The organism is Streptomyces sp. NPDC005435, from assembly GCF_040703155.1.
Lineage (GTDB): Bacteria > Actinomycetota > Actinomycetes > Streptomycetales > Streptomycetaceae > Streptomyces.
The window spans coordinates 491,213-508,094 of sequence record NZ_JBEXEQ010000001.1; the positions used below are offsets into that span (position 1 = coordinate 491,213).

Annotated in this window: 12 protein-coding genes and 1 pseudogene; 8 read left to right on the forward strand and 5 right to left on the reverse strand. The window is 71.5% G+C overall.

From position 1 onward, the window contains the following. Window positions 1–80: 80 nt before the first annotated feature. The gene (locus AB0898_RS02300) at window positions 81–1,193 is read right to left on the reverse strand and encodes a LacI family DNA-binding transcriptional regulator (RefSeq protein ID WP_361116903.1); all 1,113 of its coding nucleotides are present in this window, start codon (window positions 1,191–1,193) and stop codon (window positions 81–83) included. A gap of 407 nt (window positions 1,194–1,600) precedes the next feature. On the opposite strand from AB0898_RS02300, the gene hisC reads away from it, so the two are divergent. From hisC to cydD, 4 genes are all read left to right on the forward strand, one after another. After that, entirely contained in the window at window positions 1,601–2,680 is a 1,080-nt protein-coding gene (hisC, locus tag AB0898_RS02305) for a histidinol-phosphate transaminase (RefSeq protein WP_366800911.1), read from the forward strand. Window positions 2,681–2,933: 253 nt separating this feature from the next. Then, the gene (locus AB0898_RS02310; RefSeq protein ID WP_366800912.1) at window positions 2,934–4,442 is read left to right on the forward strand and encodes a cytochrome ubiquinol oxidase subunit I; all 1,509 of its coding nucleotides are present in this window, start codon (window positions 2,934–2,936) and stop codon (window positions 4,440–4,442) included. Between the two features lie 15 nt (window positions 4,443–4,457). Then, window positions 4,458–5,462, forward strand: a complete 1,005-nt coding sequence (gene cydB / locus AB0898_RS02315) for a cytochrome d ubiquinol oxidase subunit II (RefSeq protein WP_366800913.1) — start codon at window positions 4,458–4,460, stop codon at window positions 5,460–5,462. A gap of 59 nt (window positions 5,463–5,521) precedes the next feature. Continuing rightward, window positions 5,522–9,088: a thiol reductant ABC exporter subunit CydD gene (gene cydD / locus AB0898_RS02320; RefSeq protein WP_366800914.1), complete on the forward strand. Its 3,567-nt coding sequence runs from the start codon at window positions 5,522–5,524 to the stop codon at window positions 9,086–9,088. A 37-nt stretch (window positions 9,089–9,125) separates the two neighbouring features. Here cydD and AB0898_RS02325 read toward each other — a convergent pair whose 3' ends face one another. The 4 genes and pseudogenes from AB0898_RS02325 to AB0898_RS02340 all read right to left on the reverse strand — a co-directional run. Next, window positions 9,126–10,055, reverse strand: a complete 930-nt coding sequence (locus tag AB0898_RS02325) for an HAD hydrolase family protein (protein WP_366800915.1) — start codon at window positions 10,053–10,055, stop codon at window positions 9,126–9,128. 448 nt (window positions 10,056–10,503) lie between these two features. Then, on the reverse strand, window positions 10,504–11,406 hold the full coding sequence (locus AB0898_RS02330) for an LLM class flavin-dependent oxidoreductase (RefSeq protein ID WP_366800916.1): 903 nt from the start codon (window positions 11,404–11,406) through the stop codon (window positions 10,504–10,506). Window positions 11,407–11,483: 77 nt separating this feature from the next. Beyond that, on the reverse strand, window positions 11,484–12,032 hold the full coding sequence (locus AB0898_RS02335) for an RNA 2'-phosphotransferase (protein WP_366800917.1): 549 nt from the start codon (window positions 12,030–12,032) through the stop codon (window positions 11,484–11,486). A 238-nt stretch (window positions 12,033–12,270) separates the two neighbouring features. Then, window positions 12,271–13,155 (reverse strand): annotated as a pseudogene (locus tag AB0898_RS02340) (alpha/beta fold hydrolase); the annotation flags it as partial. Between the two features lie 186 nt (window positions 13,156–13,341). On the opposite strand from AB0898_RS02340, the gene AB0898_RS02345 reads away from it, so the two are divergent. The 4 genes from AB0898_RS02345 to AB0898_RS02360 are packed head-to-tail and all read left to right on the forward strand — an operon-like array spanning window position 13,342 to window position 16,856. Further along, on the forward strand, window positions 13,342–14,307 hold the full coding sequence (locus AB0898_RS02345; protein WP_366801047.1) for an ABC transporter ATP-binding protein: 966 nt from the start codon (window positions 13,342–13,344) through the stop codon (window positions 14,305–14,307). Next, the gene (locus tag AB0898_RS02350) at window positions 14,297–15,217 is read left to right on the forward strand and encodes an ABC transporter permease subunit (RefSeq protein ID WP_366800918.1); all 921 of its coding nucleotides are present in this window, start codon (window positions 14,297–14,299) and stop codon (window positions 15,215–15,217) included. The genes AB0898_RS02345 and AB0898_RS02350 overlap by 11 nt, the downstream gene beginning before the upstream one ends. Further along, window positions 15,214–16,125 (forward strand): ABC transporter ATP-binding protein, encoded by a 912-nt coding sequence (locus AB0898_RS02355; protein ID WP_366800919.1) that lies wholly within the window; start codon window positions 15,214–15,216, stop codon window positions 16,123–16,125. Before AB0898_RS02350 ends, AB0898_RS02355 begins: the two co-directional genes overlap by 4 nt. An 11-nt stretch (window positions 16,126–16,136) precedes the next feature. Continuing rightward, window positions 16,137–16,856, forward strand: coding sequence for an ABC transporter permease subunit (locus tag AB0898_RS02360; RefSeq protein ID WP_366800920.1), 720 nt, complete (start codon window positions 16,137–16,139; stop codon window positions 16,854–16,856). Window positions 16,857–16,882: the final 26 nt, after the last annotated feature.

Below are 16,882 nucleotides of genomic sequence, written 5' to 3' on the forward strand. Positions count from 1 at the left end.
TTCGTACCGATTGGGCATGAGTTCGACCGGATGCCGGGGTGGACCCGCCGGGCGGGTCGCCCGGCCGGGCCGGGGACCCGCTACCCCTTCTCCGGCGTTCGGGGCGGGCTGACGGTCGTCCGCGGCGGGCGCCGCTGCGAGGACGTGCGCACGATCAGTTCCGTCGGTATCACCTGCTCGACCGGGTGGTCCGAGTCGACTCCCTCGATGGCGTCGATGAGGAGCTGGACCACGGCCGTGCCGATGCGGCGGGGCTTGAGGGAGAGGGTGGTGATGGGAGGCTCGGTGGTCGCGTACACCGTGGACTCGCTGCAGCACACCAGCAGCAGGTCGTCCGGGACGCGCAGGCCGTAGCGGCGGGCGGCGGCCAGCAGGTCGGTGCCGTTGGGGTCGAAGAGACCGTAGACGGCGTCCGGGCGGTCGGGGCGGGCGAGGAGCCGGTCGGCGGCGACGGCGCCCGCGCACGGGTCGTGCGCCGGGTACGCCTCGTACACCGGGTCCTGGCCGACGCGCTCGCACCAGCGCAGATAGGCGGTGGTCGACAGATGGGTGTACGTGTCCGTCGTGGTGCCGGTGAGCAGGCCGATCCGGCGGGCCCCCGCGGCGGCGAGGTGGTCGAGGATGCCGAGGACGGCGGCCTCGTGGTCGTTGTCGACCCAGGCGGTGACCGGGAGCGAGCCGGCCGGGCGGCCGTCGGAGACGACCGGTAAGCCCTGCCGGACCAGTTCGCTGACGACCGGGTCCTGGTCGGAGGGGTCGATGACGACCGTGCCGTCCAGGGCCACGTTGGACCACACGTCGTGGCGTGAGGTGGCCGGGAGGATGACGAGGGCGTAGCCGCGGGCGAGCGCGGCGGAGGTGGCGGCCCGCGCCATCTCGGCGAAGTACGCGAACTCGGTGAAGGTGAAAGGTTCATCCCCGTACGTGGTCACGGTCAGGCCGATGAGGCCGGACTTGCCCGTACGGAGGGTGCGGGCGGCGGCCGAGGGGCGGTAGCCCAGCCGGTCGGCCACCTCGCGGACATGGCGCCGGGTGGCATCCGGGAGCCGCCCCTTGCCGTTGAGGGCGTCGGAGACGGTCGTGATGGAGACCCCGGCGGCGGCGGCCACGTCTCTGATGCCCGCCCGGCCCGGCCGGCTGCCTCGGCGTGAGGTTTCCGCGCGGCTCACCTGGTGCTTCCCTGCTGCTGTCATGGCGTGCCGATAGTAGGGCTCAGGTGGTGGGGTAGTGCGGACGCATATGCACGCGTTGACAGGCACGTTTCTGCATGGTCGTCAGTACCGAACTGCCTTAGAAAACAAGTCAGTTGACCGACTCGATGGCGAGACGTGGCTTATCCACGCGTGTGGACCTGCCAACTGCCCGATGTTTCGAAGAGGTCTCAACTCACCTGCACGAGGGATGCGCGCCACGGCGCGAGCCACCGGCGCGCGGACAGACGCGCGGTGCGCCCCCCAGGGAGCGTCCCGGTCCGGACGACCCGCACGGCCCCCGGAGAGCGCTTCGCGAAGGTACGCAACCGCGCCGAATCCTCATAAGGTGAGGAGTATTGGAAGCCGGCGGTGTCGACGGTCCGCCGGTGGTCGCGAGGAGGACTGCGGTGAGCGAGACGAGCCCCAAGCTGCGCGCCGAGCTGGAGGGTATCCCCACCTACAAGCCGGGCAGGCCCGCCGCGGCCGGCGGCCAGACCGCCTACAAGCTCTCCTCCAACGAGAACCCCTATCCCCCGCTGCCCGGCGTCATGGAGCGCGTCACCGCCGCCGTCGCCGAGTTCAACCGCTACCCGGACATGGCCTGCACCGCGCTGATGAGCGAGCTGGCCGAGCGCTTCGGCGTCCCGCTGTCCCACATCGCCACGGGCACCGGCTCGGTGGGCGTGGCCCAGCAGCTGGTCCAGGCGACCAGCGGGCCGGGCGACGAGGTGATCTACGCCTGGCGCTCCTTCGAGGCGTACCCGATCATCACGCAGATCAGCGGCGCGCGGTCGGTCCAGGTGCCGCTGACGGACGGTGACGTGCACGACCTGGACGCGATGGCGGACGCGATCACCGACCGGACGCGGCTGATCTTCGTGTGCAACCCCAACAACCCGACCGGCACGGTGGTCCGGCGGGCCGAGCTGGAACGGTTCCTCGACCGGGTGCCCGGCGATGTGCTGGTGGTCCTCGACGAGGCGTACCGCGAGTTCATCCGCGACCCCGAGGTGCCCGACGGGGTCGAGCTGTACCGGGAGCGGCCGAACGTCTGCGTGCTGCGCACCTTCTCCAAGGCGTACGGCCTCGCCGGGCTGCGGGTCGGCTTCGCGATCGCCCACGAGCCGGTGGCGGCGGCGCTGCGCAAGACGGCGGTGCCGTTCGGGGTCAGCCACATCGCGCAGGAGGCGGCGATCGCCTCGCTCCAGGCCGAGGACGAACTGCTGGGCCGGGTCGGCTCGCTGGTGTGCGAGCGGCAGCGGGTGTCGGACGCGCTGCGCGCGCAGGGCTGGACCGTGCCGGAGAGCCAGGCGAACTTCGTGTGGCTGCGGCTGGGGGAGCGCACCGCGGAGTTCGCCGAGGAGTGCGAGCGGCACGGCGTGGTGGTGCGGCCGTTCGCGGGCGAGGGCGTCCGCGTGACGATCGGGGAGACCGAGGCGAACGACATCTTCCTGAAGGTGACGGAGGCGTTCCGCGAGAAGAACTGAGCGGAACTCCGTAAGCAGTACCGGAGCGTTCATGGGGCCCCGCCGCGTGCGGGGCCCCACCCGTAGGCGCGTCATGCCGCGGGAGGGAGTGGCGTATTGGTGCCTGACCCCCTATCGGATGTCGAAGGCGCGTACGTCATAATGGCTTGTGAATGTGAACGCTTTCACAAGCTCGATCCCGATCGCCCCATATGTACGACACAAAAGGGGCAAACCCCACCGTCTGTCGCGGTGGAGTTAGGAGAGTGACGACGTGGAACTGGCTCTGGCGCCGGAGACCCTGGCGCGCTGGCAGTTCGGCATCACCACCGTCTACCACTTCCTCTTCGTTCCGCTGACGATCTCCCTGGCCGCTCTCACGGCCGGCCTCCAGACGGCCTGGGTGCGCACGGGCAAGGAGGTGTATCTCAGGGCGACGAAGTTCTGGGGCAAGCTCTTCCTGATCAACATAGCCATGGGCGTCGTCACCGGCATCGTGCAGGAGTTCCAGTTCGGCATGAACTGGTCGGCCTACTCGCGCTTCGTCGGCGACATCTTCGGCGCCCCGCTCGCCTTCGAGGCCCTGATCGCCTTCTTCTTCGAGTCCACCTTCATCGGACTCTGGATCTTCGGCTGGGACAAGCTCCCCAAGAAGATCCATCTGGCCTGCATATGGATGGTCTCGCTCGGCACGGTCCTGTCGGCGTACTTCATCCTCGCGGCCAACTCCTGGATGCAGCACCCCGTCGGCTACCGGATCGACAAGGCCAGGGGGCGCGCGGAGCTGACCGACTTCGGGGCCGTGCTCTTCCAGAACACCGCGCTCAGCCAGGCGTTCCACACCCTGGCCGCCGCCTTCCTGACCGGCGGCGCCTTCATGGTCGGCATCGCCGCCTACCATCTGGCCCGCCGCAGGCACATCCGCGTCATGAAGACCTCGCTGCGGCTCGGCCTGGTCACCGTGGTCGTCGCCGGACTGCTCACCGCGGTCAGCGGAGACATGCTCGGCAAGGTCATGTTCAAGCAACAGCCCATGAAGATGGCCGCCGCCGAGGCCCTGTGGGACGGCCAGAAGCCCGCCCCCTTCTCGATCTTCGCCTACGGCGACGTGCAGAAGGGCCACAACACCGTCGCCATCGAGATCCCGGGCCTGCTCTCCTTCCTCGCCAACGACGACTTCTCGTCCTACGTGCCCGGCATCAACGACGTGAACAAGGCCGAGCAGCAGCGGTTCGGGCCCGGGGACTACCGGCCCAACATCCCGGTCGCCTTCTGGGGCTTCCGCTGGATGATCGGCTTCGGCATGGCCTCCTTCGCCCTCGGGATCGCCGGACTCTGGCTGACCCGCAAGAAGTTCCTGCTCCCCCAGCACCTCCGGGTCGGCGAGGACGAGGTGCCGCATCTGGTCCTCCTCCCCCACAAGGCGCTCGGCCCGAAGCTCGGCACCTGGTTCTGGCGCATCGCCGTCTGGACGCTGGCCTTCCCGCTGATCGCCAACTCCTGGGGCTGGATCTTCACCGAGACCGGCCGCCAGCCCTGGGCCGTCTACGGCGTCCTGCAGACCCGGCACGCGGTCTCCCCCGGCGTCTCCCAGGCCGAGGTCGTCATCTCGATGGCCGTCTTCACCGCGCTCTACGCGATCCTCGCCGTCATCGAGGTCCGGCTGCTCGCCAAGTACGCCAAGGCGGGCCCGCCCGAGCTGACCGAGGCCGACCTCAACCCGCCCACCAGGATCGGCGGCGATCTCCGTGACGCCGACAAGCCGATGGCCTTCTCGTACTAGGCCGGGGGAACAGCCATGCATCTTCACGACATCTGGTTCGTCCTGATCGCCGTCCTGTGGACCGGCTACTTCTTCCTGGAGGGGTTCGACTTCGGGATCGGCATCCTCACCCGGCTCCTCGCCCGGGACCGGGCCGAGCGGCGGGTGCTGATCAACACCATCGGCCCCGTCTGGGACGGCAACGAGGTGTGGCTGCTCACGGCGGGCGGCGCGACCTTCGCCGCCTTCCCGGAGTGGTACGCCACCCTCTTCTCCGGCTTCTATCTGCCCCTGCTGGTGATCCTGGTCTGCCTGATCGTCCGGGGCGTCGCCTTCGAGTACCGGGCCAAGCGGCCCGAGGAGAACTGGCAGCGCAACTGGGAGTGGGCGATCTTCTGGACCTCGCTGCTTCCGGCCTTCCTCTGGGGCGTGACCTTCGGCAACATCGCCTACGGGGTGAAGATCGACCGGCACTTCGAGTATGTCGGCGGCCTCGGAGACCTCTTCCACCCCTACGCGCTGCTCGGCGGTGTGGTGACGCTCACGCTGTTCACCTTCCACGGCGCGGTCTTCGCGGCGCTCAAGACGGTCGGGGACATCCGGGTACGGGCACGCCGGCTGGCCCTGCGGGCCGGACTCGTCACCGCCGTGCCGGCGCTCGGGTTTCTGCTCTGGACGCAGGCCCACAGCGGTGACGTCGCCAGCCTCGCGGCGCTGATCGTCACGGTTGCCGCGCTGACCGCCGCCCTCGTGGCCATCGGTGCGGGACGGGAGGGATGGGCATTCGCGCTGTCCGGCGTGACCATCGTGGCGGTCGTCGCGATGCTGTTCCTGTCGCTCTTCCCGAACGTCATGCCGTCCACGCTCGACGGAGACTGGAGCCTGACCGTCACCAACGCCTCTTCGAGTCCGTACACCCTGCGGATCATGACCTGGTGCGCCGCGATCGCCACGCCGCTCGTGCTGCTCTACCAGGGCTGGACCTACTGGGTGTTCCGTAAGCGCATCGGTACGCACCACATCGCCGACACCGCACACTGAGCGTCCCAAGGGTATGTTTCACGTGAAACACACTCTCGGGACTGAAGGACACGTTTCACGTGAAACCGATCGATTCCCGCCTCCTGCGCTATGCGGGCGCCACGCGTCTCTTCCTGGTGGCGGTCGTCGTCCTGGGCGGACTCGGCGCCGCGCTGGTCATCGCTCAGGCGATGCTCATCGCCGAAGTCGTGGTGGGCGCCTTCCAGCACGGAAAAACCGCCTCTGACCTGGTCACACCGCTGGGGCTGCTGGTCGCCGTGGCCTGTGGCCGGGCGCTGGTCTCCTGGCTCACCGAGCTGGCGGCCCACCGGGCCAGCGCGGCGGTGAAGTCGGAGCTGCGGGAGCGGCTGGTCGAGCGGGCCGCCACGCTCGGTCCCGGGTGGCTGAGCGGCCAGCGCACCGGCTCGTTGGTCACGCTGGCCACGCGCGGGGTCGACGCCCTCGACGACTACTTCTCGCGCTACCTCCCGCAGCTCGGGCTCGCGGTGGTCGTCCCCGTGGCCGTGCTGGCGCGGATCGTCACCGAGGACTGGGTGTCGGCGGCGATCATCGTCGGCACCCTTCCGCTCATCCCGATCTTCATGATGCTGATCGGCTGGGCCACCCAGTACCGGATGGACCGGCAGTGGGGACTGCTGTCCCGGCTCTCCGGTCACTTCCTGGACGTGGTGGCGGGCCTGCCCACGCTGAAGGTCTTCAACCGGGCCAAGGCGCAGGCCGAGTCCATCCGCAAGATCACCGGCGAGTACCGCCAGGCGACCATGCGGACGCTGCGGATCGCCTTCATCTCGTCCTTCGCGCTGGAGCTGCTGGCCACGCTCTCGGTCGCCCTGGTCGCCGTGACCATCGGCATGCGTCTGGTGCACGGCAGCATGGACCTGTACATCGGCCTGGTCATCCTGGTGCTGGCGCCCGAGGCGTATCTCCCGCTGCGCCAGGTCGGCGCCCAGTACCACGCGGCGGCGGAGGGGCTGGCCGCGGCGGAGGAGATCTTCGCCGTGCTGGAGACCCCGGTCCCGGCGTCCGGCACCGGCCGGGTGCCCGAGGGCGCGCTCTCCTTCGACTCCGTGACCGTCCGCTACCCCGGCCGCTCGACGGACGCCGTGGACGGTGTGTCCTTCGCCGTCGAGCCCGGGGAGACCGTCGCGCTGGTCGGCCCCAGCGGCGCCGGCAAGACCACGCTGCTCAACGTCCTGCTCGGCTTCGTACGCCCCACCGCCGGACAGGTCCGGATCGGCGGGGCGGATCTCGCGGACCTCGACCTGGAGCAGTGGCGCTCCCGGATCGCCTGGGTGCCGCAGCGGCCGCACGTCTACGCGGGCACCATCACCGAGAACGTCCGGCTGGCCCGCCCCGACGCCGACGACGCGGCCGTGCGCCAGGCCCTCGCCGACGCGGGCGCCCTGGACTTCGTCGACGCGCTGCCCGCGGGCGCCGACACCGTGCTGGGCGAGGACGGGGCGGGACTGTCCGCCGGCCAGCGCCAGCGGCTCGCGCTCGCCCGCGCCTTCCTCGCCGACCGGCCCGTCCTGCTCCTCGACGAGCCCACGGCCGCCCTGGACGGCGCCACCGAGGCGGACGTCGTGGCAGCGGTCCGGCGGCTCGCCGTGGGCCGCACGGTCCTCCTCGTCGTGCACCGGCCCGCGCTGCTGGAGGCCGCCGACCGGGTGGTCCGGCTGGAAGCCCCGGTCGCCGCCGCCGACGCGGCTCCCGTCATGGCCGAGGTGACCCCTCCCGAGCTGGCGGCCACCGCGCTCGACGCCCATGTGCCCGAGCCCGCCGCGCCCGCCACCACCCTCGCGGACCTGCCCGGCAGTGGCCCGCTCGACCAGGACGGCGCGCCGGTCCCGCCCGCGACGGCGCGCGGCAGCCGCCCCCGCCATGTCCTGGCCCGGGTGCGGGCGCTGGCCGCGCCCCGCTACGGACGCCTCGCCTTCGCCCTGATCCTCGGCAGCCTGGCGCTCGGCTGCGCGGTCGGCCTGATGGCGACCTCCGGCTGGCTGATCTCGCGGGCCTCGCAGGAACCGCCGGTGCTCTATCTGCTGGTGGCCGTGACCGCGACCCGGTTCTTCGGCATCGGGCGGGCCGTCTTCCGGTACACCGAGCGGCTGGTCTCGCACGACGCCGTGCTGCGGATGCTCGCCGACACCCGGGTCGCCGTCTACCGCCGCCTGGAGCGGCTGGCGCCCGCCGGACTGCGGACCACCCGGCGCGGCGACCTGCTCAGCCGGCTGGTCAGCGACGTGGACGCCTTCCAGGACTACTGGCTGCGCTGGCTGATGCCCACCGGTGTCGCGGTCGTCGTCTCCGCCGCCTCGGTCGGCTTCACCGCCTGGCTGCTGCCCGAGGCCGGAGCCGTCCTGGCGGCCGGCCTGCTCCTCGCGGGCGTCGGCGTGCCCCTGCTCACCGCGAACGTCGCCCGGCGCACCGAGCGCCGCCTCGCCCCCGCGCGCGGCGAGCTGTCGACCCGCGTCACGGACGTGCTCACCGGCACCGCCGAGCTGACCGTGGCCGGCGCGCTGCCCTCCCGTACAGACGCGGCCCGGCGCGCGGACGGCACGCTCACGAGGATCGCCTCGCGCGCGGCCGGGATCACCGCCCTCGGCGACGGACTCACCGCGCTCATCTGCGGGCTCACCGTCGCCGCTGCCGCGGCGGTCGGCGCCACGGCGGTGGCCGGCGGGCGGGTGCACGGCGTGGTGATGGCCGTCATCGTGCTGACCCCGCTGGCCGCCTTCGAGGCCGTCCTGGGACTGCCGCTCGCCGCGCGCTACCGCCAGCGGGTGCGGCGCAGCGCGGAGCGCGTGTACGAGGTCCTGGACGCGCCGGTGCCCGTGCGCGAGCCGGAGGAGCCGCGTCAGGCGCCCGCCTCGCCGTTCCCGGTCGTGGTGCGCGACCTCAGCGCCCGGTACGAGGGACAGCACGGCGACGCGCTCGCCGGACTCGACCTCACGCTGGAGCAGGGCCGCCGGATCGCCGTCGTCGGGCCCTCCGGCTCGGGCAAGACGACGCTCGCCCAGGTGCTGCTGCGCTTCCTCGACCCGCGCGCGGGCAGCTACACGCTGGCCGGTGTCGCGGCGGACGAGCTGGACGGCGACGACGTGCGCGGGCTCGTCGGGCTGTGCGCCCAGGACGCCCACCTCTTCGACAGCACCGTGCGGGAGAACCTGCTGCTGGCGCGGAAGGACGCGAGCGACGCCGAGCTGCGCGACGTTCTGCTGCGGGCCCGGCTCCTCGACTGGGTGGACGAGCTGCCCGAGGGTCTGGACACGCTGGTCGGAGAGCACGGTGCCCGGCTGTCGGGAGGCCAGCGGCAGCGGCTCGCGCTGGCGCGGGCCCTGCTCGCCGACTTCCCGGTGCTGGTGCTGGACGAGCCCGCCGAGCATCTGGACCTGCCCACCGCCGACGCGCTCACGGCGGACCTGCTGGCCGCCACCGAGGGCCGGACCACGCTGCTGATCACGCACCGGCTGGCCGGTCTGGACGCGGTGGACGAGGTCCTCGTGCTGGACGCGGGCCGGGTCGTGCAGCGCGGCCCGTACGCCGAGCTGGTCTCCGCCGACGGCCCGCTGCGCGCGATGGCGCGGCGCGAGGCCGAGGCGGAGACGCTCGTGGTGACGCGCTAGCGGACGGACGCGCTCGGGGTGACGCGCCGGCCGACCGTCAGAGGCGGCCGGCGAGCAGCCGCTCGATCACGACCGCCACCCCGTCCTCGGTGTTGGCCACCGTGCGGCCGGTGGCCGCGGCGAGGACGGCGGGGTGGGCGTTGCCCATCGCGTAGGAGCGGCCGGCCCAGGTCAGCATCTCCAGGTCGTTGGGCATGTCGCCGAAGGCGACGACCTCCTCGGGCGAGATGCCGCGCTCGGCGCAGCACAGGGCCAGGGTGCTGGCCTTGGAGACCCCGGCGCCGCTCAGTTCCAGGAGCGCGCTGGGGCTGGAGCGGGTGACGTTGGCGTGGCCGCCGATCGCGACGCGGGCCGTGGTGAGGAACGCGTCCGGGTCCAGCTCGGGGTGGTAGGCGAGGATCTTGAGCACGGGCTGGTCGGCGTCCGGTCCGTCCGGCGCGAGCAGCTCCTCGGCGGGCAGCAGGTTGTCCGGTATCTCCAGGTGCAGCTTGGGATACGCGGGCTCCTGGTGGAAGCCGTAGGTCTGCTCGACGGCGAACACTGTGCCCGGCGCCGCGTCGCGCAGCAGCCCGACCGCGGTGAGTGCGTTGTGCCGGGCCAGCTCGCGCACCGAGACGAACCGGTGGGCGCCGGCACCGCCGTGCAGGTCGACCACGGCGGCGCCGTTGCCGCAGATCGCGAGGCCGTGGCCGTGGACGTGGTCGGCGACCACGCCCATCCAGCGGGCCGGGCGGCCGGTGACGAAGAAGACCTCCACCCCCGCCTTCTCGGCCGCCGCGAGGGCGGCGACGGTCCGCGCGGAGACCGTCTGGTCGTCGCGCAGCAGGGTGCCGTCGAGGTCGGTGGCGATCAGCCGGGGCGGCGGGCCTACGGTGCCTCCCTCTCCTGGCGGGGCCGAGAACGCGGGGGATACCGGGGGCGTCCCCGGCTGTCTGGTCGCTGAGGTCACCCGGCCATTCTCGCGCATATGCGCGCACGGCCGTGCGGGACTCCGCACATATGAGGCGCCGTTGGGGTCGGAACGGGTCACATCCGGCCACGGCTACGGGGCGCCCGGGTCGGCCGACCTGGCCCCGCCGGGCCGGCGAACCTGGCTCCGCAGGACCGGCGAACCTGGCCCCGCCGGGCTCGCCGCCTCAGCCCCGCTTCGCTCGGCGGCTCAGCCCCTCCCAGCTTGGCGGCGCAGTTCCGCCGGGGTCGGCCGACCTGGCCCCGCCGGGCTCGCGGACCTGGTCCCCGCCGGGATCGGCGGCTCAGTCCCGCTTGGACTCGCGACCCAGCCCTGCCCCGGCTCGCCAATCCAGCGCTGCCCCGGCTCGGTGGCCCAGCCCCGCCAATCCAGCCCTGCCCCGGTTCGGCGCCCCAGCCCCGCTCCGCCCCGGCTCGCCCGCTCAGCCCCGCCGAGCCAACCCCCGTCACCCCAGCTGCGCCGGCGCCTCCCGTGCGATCCGCTCGAAGACCTTCTGGTCGGCGGCGAAGTCCGAGTCCGGGATCGGCCAGTGGATCACGATCTCGTCGAAGCCCAGCTCCTGATGGCGGCCCGCGAAGTCCACGAACGCGTCCAGTGACTGGAGCGGCCCGGTGCGGTCGGGGGTGAAGCCGGTGAGCAGGACCTTGTCCAGCTCCGCCACGTCCCGGCCGGCCTCGGCGCACGCCTCGGCCAGCTTGGCCAGCTGACCGCGCAGGGCCTCGACCGACTGCTCGGGGGTGCCGTTCTCGTACAGCTTGGGGTCGCCCGTGGTCACCCACGCCTGGCCGTGCCGGGCGGCCAGGCGCAGGCCGCGCGGGCCGGTGGCCGCCACCGCGAAGGGCAGCCGGGGGCGCTGCACGCAGCCGGGGATGTTGCGGGCCTCGACGGCCGAGTAGTACCGGCCCTCCTCGGTGACCGCGCCCTCGCTGAGCAGCCGGTCGAGCAGGGTCACGAACTCCGCGAACCGGTCCGCGCGCTCCCGAGGCGTCCACGGCTCCTGGCCGAGCGCGGTCGCGTCGAACCCGATGCCGCCCGCGCCGATGCCGAGGGTGATCCGGCCGTCGGAGACGTCGTCCAGGGAGATCAGGTCCTTGGCGAGGGTCACCGGGTGCCGGAAGTTGGGGGAGGTGACGAGCGTGCCCAGACGCAGCCGTGAGGTCGTGGCGGCCGCCGCCGTCAGGGTGGGCACCGCGCCGAACCAGGGGCCGTCGCGGAAGCTGCGCCACGACAGGTGGTCGTAGGTGTACGCCCCGTGGAAGCCCAGGTCCTCCGCGCGCTGCCACTTGGCACGGCCGCCCTCGTTCCAGCGGTCGATGGGAAGGATCAGGGTGCTCAGACGCAGACTCATGGCGTCGAGCCTACGTGGCCTGCGGAAAGGGCCGGCCCGCTCCCAAAGGCACTCCGGCCACGGCGTCCAGCCCTCTGTCAGCGCGGCTCGGTGAACCGCAGATACCGGGCCGGTACGGCCTCCGTCAGCCAGACCCCGTTCGCGCTGACGCGGAAGACATGGCCCTCGCGGTGCATGGCCCCAGCGTCCACCGCGAGGACGACGGGGCGGCCGCGCCGGGAGCCGACCCGGGTGGCCGTCTCGCGGTCGGCCGAGAGGTGGACGTCGTGGCGGCTCATGGGCCGCAGTCCCTCCGCGCGGATCGCGTCCAGGGCACGGGCGACGGTGCCGTGGTAGAGGTACGGCGGCGGGTCGGCCGGGGGCAGCCCCAGGTCGACGCTCACGGTGTGGCCCTGGCTGGCGCGGATGCGGGTGCCCTCGATCGCGTAGCGTCTCTTGTCGTTGGCGGCCACGACGTGGTCGAGTTCCGCGCGCGTGAACGGGAAGCCGTGCGTGGCGGCCGCCGTCATCAGCGCGTCGATCTCGGCCCAGCCGCCCGCGTCCAGCGTGAGTCCGATGCGCTCGGGCTGGTGGCGCAGATGCTTCGCGAGGTACTTCGACAGCTTTACATTACGTCTGTCATTCATGCTGCCTTACATTCCCACTTTTCTGTTTTGTCTGTTCAGTCGGCTCACCTTCTCTTCCGCTTTCCTGATGTACATGAAGAGACACAGGTCACGCACTCGATTTACGATCTGAGGTTTGATCCACAGCGAAGTTCAGTTATCCACAAGGAAGTTGGCGATTCTGTGGACAACTGGGGTCCGTTTCACGGCAGTTGGCTTGTTCTGTGCCTGCTCCTGCCCAACCTCCCTATCAGGAGGTCGAGTCCACGAATTCGGTGATCCACAGCGCGAGTTGATGGGGCCGGGTGCGGGGAACCCAGTGCTTGGCCGGGAGGGTGCGCCGGACCAGCCGGGGCACCCACTGCGCCAAGTCGTCGTAGAGCCGCGGGGAAAGGAACGCGTCGCCCGCGGGCGTGATGAGCTGCACCGGTACGTGCGCGTGGGCGTCCGGGCGCGGTCTGCGCAGCCGTGCGCGGACGTTGTCCCGGTACAGCCAGGCGCCGTTGGCCGCGTCCGAGGGCAGGGAGGCGGTCGGGTAGCCGTCGGCCGGGATCTTCTCCGCCCGCCGGAGGATCGCCGGCCAGTGCCTGCCGAGCGGGCCGCGCCAGGCCAGTTCGGGCAGCACCGGGGTGTGCAGCAGGTAGACGTACCACGACTTGGCGCCCTGGCCCAGGAGTTGACCGATCCTGCGGGGCGTCGGGTGCTTCACGCGCGCGTTGATCCAGTGGCCGAAGTGGTCGAGGGACGGCCCCGACATGGAGGTGAAGGAGGCGACGCGGCCCCGCGTGCGGGCGACCGTGACGAACTCCCAGGACTGCACCGATCCCCAGTCGTGGCCGACGAGATGGACCGGCCGGTCCGGGCTCACCGCGTCCACGACGGCCAGGAAGTCGTCGGTCAGCTTGGCCAGCGTGAAGCCGCCGCGCAGTGGCTTCGGCGCGGTCGAACGGCCATGGCCCCGGACGTCGTACAGCACCACGTGGAAGCGGCCGGCGAGCCGGGCGGCGACCTCCGACCAGACCTCCTTGCTGTCCGGATAGCCGTGCACCAGCACCACCGTCGGCCGCGCGGGATCGCCGAGTTCGGCCACGCACAGCTCGATTCCGCCGGTCTTGACCCGGCGTTCGCGCGCACCCTCCAGCATCACTTCTCCTCCGCCCGGTGCCGCACTTCCCGACTCCGCTGAATCTCGCAGTTGTTAGAGGCGGCGTCAATAGGGGAGATCACCGGGGTAACCCCTAGGGCCCCGTCCTACCGGAGTCTGACTCCAAGACGGCTCTGAGGTCTGACGACCGGCGTGGCCCGCGTCACTACCGTCGGGGACGTGACTGTGATCGCGACCGAGAGCCTGAGCAAGCGGTACCCACGGGTGACCGCCCTCGACCGGCTGTCCGTGGACATCGGACCCGGTGTGACCGGACTCGTCGGTGCCAACGGCGCCGGCAAGTCCACCCTGATCAAGATCCTCCTGGGTCTGTCCCCCGCCTCGGAGGGCCGCGCCACCGTGCTCGGCCTCGACGTGGCGACCGAGGGCGCCGCCATCCGGGAGCGGGTCGGGTACATGCCGGAGCACGACTGCCTGCCGCCCGACGTCTCGGCCACCGAGTTCGTCGTGCACATGGCGCGCATGTCCGGACTGCCGGCCGCCGCCGCGCGCGAGCGCACCGCGGACACCCTGCGCCATGTCGGCCTCTACGAGGAGCGCTACCGCCCCATCGGCGGCTACTCCACCGGCATGAAACAGCGGGTCAAGCTCGCCCAGGCGCTGGTGCACGACCCGCGCCTGGTCTTCCTGGACGAGCCCACCAACGGCCTCGACCCGGTCGGCCGCGACGAGATGCTGGGCCTGATCCGCCGCGTCCACACCGACTTCGGCATCTCCGTCCTGGTCACCTCGCACCTGCTCGGCGAGCTGGAGCGCACCTGCGACCACGTGGTCGTCGTGGACGGCGGCAAGCTGCTGCGGTCCAGCTCCACCACCGACTTCACCCAGTCCACGACGACCCTCGCCATCGAGGTCACCGACAGCGACACCCACCCCGACGGCACCCGCGCCCTGCGCGAGGCCCTCGGCAAGCGCGGCCTCGACACCCAGGACGAGGGCGGCGGCCTGCCCGGCGCCGGACACATCGTCCTGGTGACCGCGAGCGGCGAGGAGACGTACGACCTGGTGCGCGACGTGGTCGCGGACCTCGGACTCGGCCTGGTGCGCATGGAACAGCGCAGACACCGCATCTCCGAGGTGTTCACCACCGCCGACGCGCAGCGGAAGGAGGCCGCCGGCCATGGCGGTTGAGCACCCCACCACCCAGACGGCACAGGCGCCCTCCGGCGACCAGTCCCGCATCCACGACATCGGCTACCGCGGCTACGACGGCCCCCGCCTCGGCCGCGCCTACGCCCGCCGCTCGCTCTACTCGCAGTCCCTGCGCGGTGCCTACGGCCTCGGCCGCTCGGCCAAGTCCAAGGTGCTGCCGATGCTGCTCTTCGCGGTGATCTGCGTGCCCGCGGCCATCATGGTCGCCGTCGCGGTCGCCACCAAGGCGCACGAACTGCCGGTCTCCTACAGCCGGTACGCGATCATCATGCAGGCCGTCATCAGCCTGTACGTGGCCTCGCAGGCACCCCAGTCGGTCTCGCGCGACCTGCGCTTCAAGACCGTGCCGCTGTACTTCTCGCGGCCGATCGAGACCGCCGACTACGTGCTCGCGAAGTTCGCGGCGCTCACCTCGGCCCTGTTCATCCTGACCGGCGCCCCGCTGCTCGTGCTCTACATCGGCGCGCTGCTCTCCAAGATGGACTTCGCGCACCAGACGAAGGAATTCGGCCAGGGGATGGTCTCCGTGGCGCTGCTCTCCCTGCTGTTCGCGGGAATCGGCCTGGTCATCGCGGCCGTCACCCCGCGCCGGGGCTTCGGCATCGCCGCCGTCATCGCCGTCATGACGATCTCCTACGGCGCGGTCTCCACGCTCCAGGCCATCGCGGACGCCCGGGGCAACACCGACGCCGTGCCGTGGATCGGCCTGTTCTCCCCGGTCACCCTGATTGACGGCGTCCAGTCGGCACTGCTCGGCGGCACGTCGTCGTTCCCCGCCGGCGTCGGCCCGTCCACCGGCGAGGGCTTCGTCTATCTGGCCGTCGTCCTCGGCCTGATCGCCGCGTGCTACGGCCTGCTGGTGCGCCGCTACAAGAAGGTGAGCCTGTGACGACTCTCAGCATCGACCACGTCTCCCGCTGGTTCGGCAACGTGGTCGCCGTCAACGACATCACCATGACGATCGGCCCCGGCGTCACCGGTCTGCTCGGTCCCAACGGTGCCGGCAAGTCCACCCTCATCAACATGATGGGCGGCTTCCTCGCCCCCTCCACCGGCGCGATCACCCTGGACGGCCGCCCGGTGTGGCGCAACGAGTCCGTCTACCGGGAGATCGGCGTCGTACCCGAGCGGGAGGCGATGTACGACTTCCTCACCGGGCGCGAGTTCGTGGTCGCCAACGCCGAACTGCATGGCCTCGGCGACAAGGAGGCGCAGCGCGCCCTGGCCACGGTCGAGATGGAGTACGCGCAGGACCGGAAGATCTCCACGTACTCCAAGGGCATGCGGCAGCGCGTGAAGATGGCCTCCGCGCTCGTCCACGACCCCTCGCTGCTGCTGCTCGACGAGCCGTTCAACGGCATGGACCCGCGCCAGCGCATGCAGCTCATGGATCTGCTGCGCACCATGGGCGACGAGGGCCGCACCGTGCTGTTCTCCTCGCACATCCTGGAGGAGGTCGAGCAGCTCGCCCGGCACATCGAGGTCGTCGTCGCCGGACGGCACGCGGCCAGCGGCGACTTCCGCAAGATCCGCCGTCTGATGACCGACCGTCCGCACCGCTACCTGGTGCGCTCCAGCGACGACCGGGCCCTGGCGGCCGCGCTCATCGCGGACGCGTCGACGGCCGGCATCGAGGTCGACACGTCCGAGGGCGCGCTGCTCGTCCAGGCCGTCGACTTCGGCCGCTTCACCACGCTGCTGCCGAAGGTCGCCCGCGACCTGGGCATCCGGCTGCACACGGTCTCGCCGTCGGACGAGTCCCTGGAGTCCGTGTTCTCGTATCTGGTCGCGGCGTAGGAGGCCGAAAGATGTACGACCCCACCGTCGCCCGGCTCACCTACCGGGCCCTGCTCGGCCGGCGCCGGGCCCTCGTGCTCGGCGCGCTGCCGCTGCTGCTGATCGTCATCGCCATGATCGTGCGCGGACTGACCGGCGCCGACGACCAAGTGGCCGCCGACGTCCTCGGCGGGTTCGCGCTCGCCACCATGGTGCCCATCATCGGCGTCATCGCCGGCACGGGCGCCATCGGACCGGAGATCGACGACGGCTCCGTGGTCTATCTGCTGTCCAAGCCGCTCAAGCGGCCGGCGATCATCTTCACCAAGCTGATCGTCGCCATCGCGGTCACCATGGTGTTCTCCGCCGTCCCGACCCTGATCGCGGGCCTGATCCTGAACGGCAACGGCCAGAACATCGCCGTCGCCTACACGGTCGCCGCGCTCGTCGCGTCCATCGCCTACTCGGCGCTGTTCCTGCTGCTCGGCACCGTCTCGCGGCACGCGGTGGTCTTCGGCCTCGTCTACGCGCTGGTCTGGGAGGCGCTGTTCGGCTCCCTGGTGTCCGGCGCCCGCACCCTGAGCGTCCAGCAGTGGGCGCTCGCGGTCGCCCACAAGGTCGCTGGCGGGGACCTGGTCACCTCCGACGTGGGGCTGACGACGGCCACCGTGCTGCTGGTCGTGGTGACCGTCGCGGCCACCTGGTTCGCGGGGTGGAAGCTGCGGTCGCTGACGCTGGCGGGCGAGGAGTAGGAGGCGGGCCCCGGGCACTTGACGGG

What these genes read in the sequence shown, in the direction of transcription:
- AB0898_RS02300 (WP_361116903.1), bottom strand. Translation starts at nt 1,193, where the DNA reads ATGACAGCAGCAGGGAAGCACCAGGTGAGCCGCGCGGAAACCTCACGC.
- cydB (WP_366800913.1), top strand. Translation starts at nt 4,458, where the DNA reads ATGCATCTTCACGACATCTGGTTCGTCCTGATCGCCGTCCTGTGGACC.
- AB0898_RS02325 (WP_366800915.1), bottom strand. Translation starts at nt 10,055, where the DNA reads ATGCGCGAGAATGGCCGGGTGACCTCAGCGACCAGACAGCCGGGGACG.
- AB0898_RS02330 (WP_366800916.1), bottom strand. Translation starts at nt 11,406, where the DNA reads ATGAGTCTGCGTCTGAGCACCCTGATCCTTCCCATCGACCGCTGGAAC.
- AB0898_RS02335 (WP_366800917.1), bottom strand. Translation starts at nt 12,032, where the DNA reads ATGAATGACAGACGTAATGTAAAGCTGTCGAAGTACCTCGCGAAGCAT.
- AB0898_RS02350 (WP_366800918.1), top strand. Translation starts at nt 14,297, where the DNA reads ATGGCGGTTGAGCACCCCACCACCCAGACGGCACAGGCGCCCTCCGGC.
- AB0898_RS02360 (WP_366800920.1), top strand. Translation starts at nt 16,137, where the DNA reads ATGTACGACCCCACCGTCGCCCGGCTCACCTACCGGGCCCTGCTCGGC.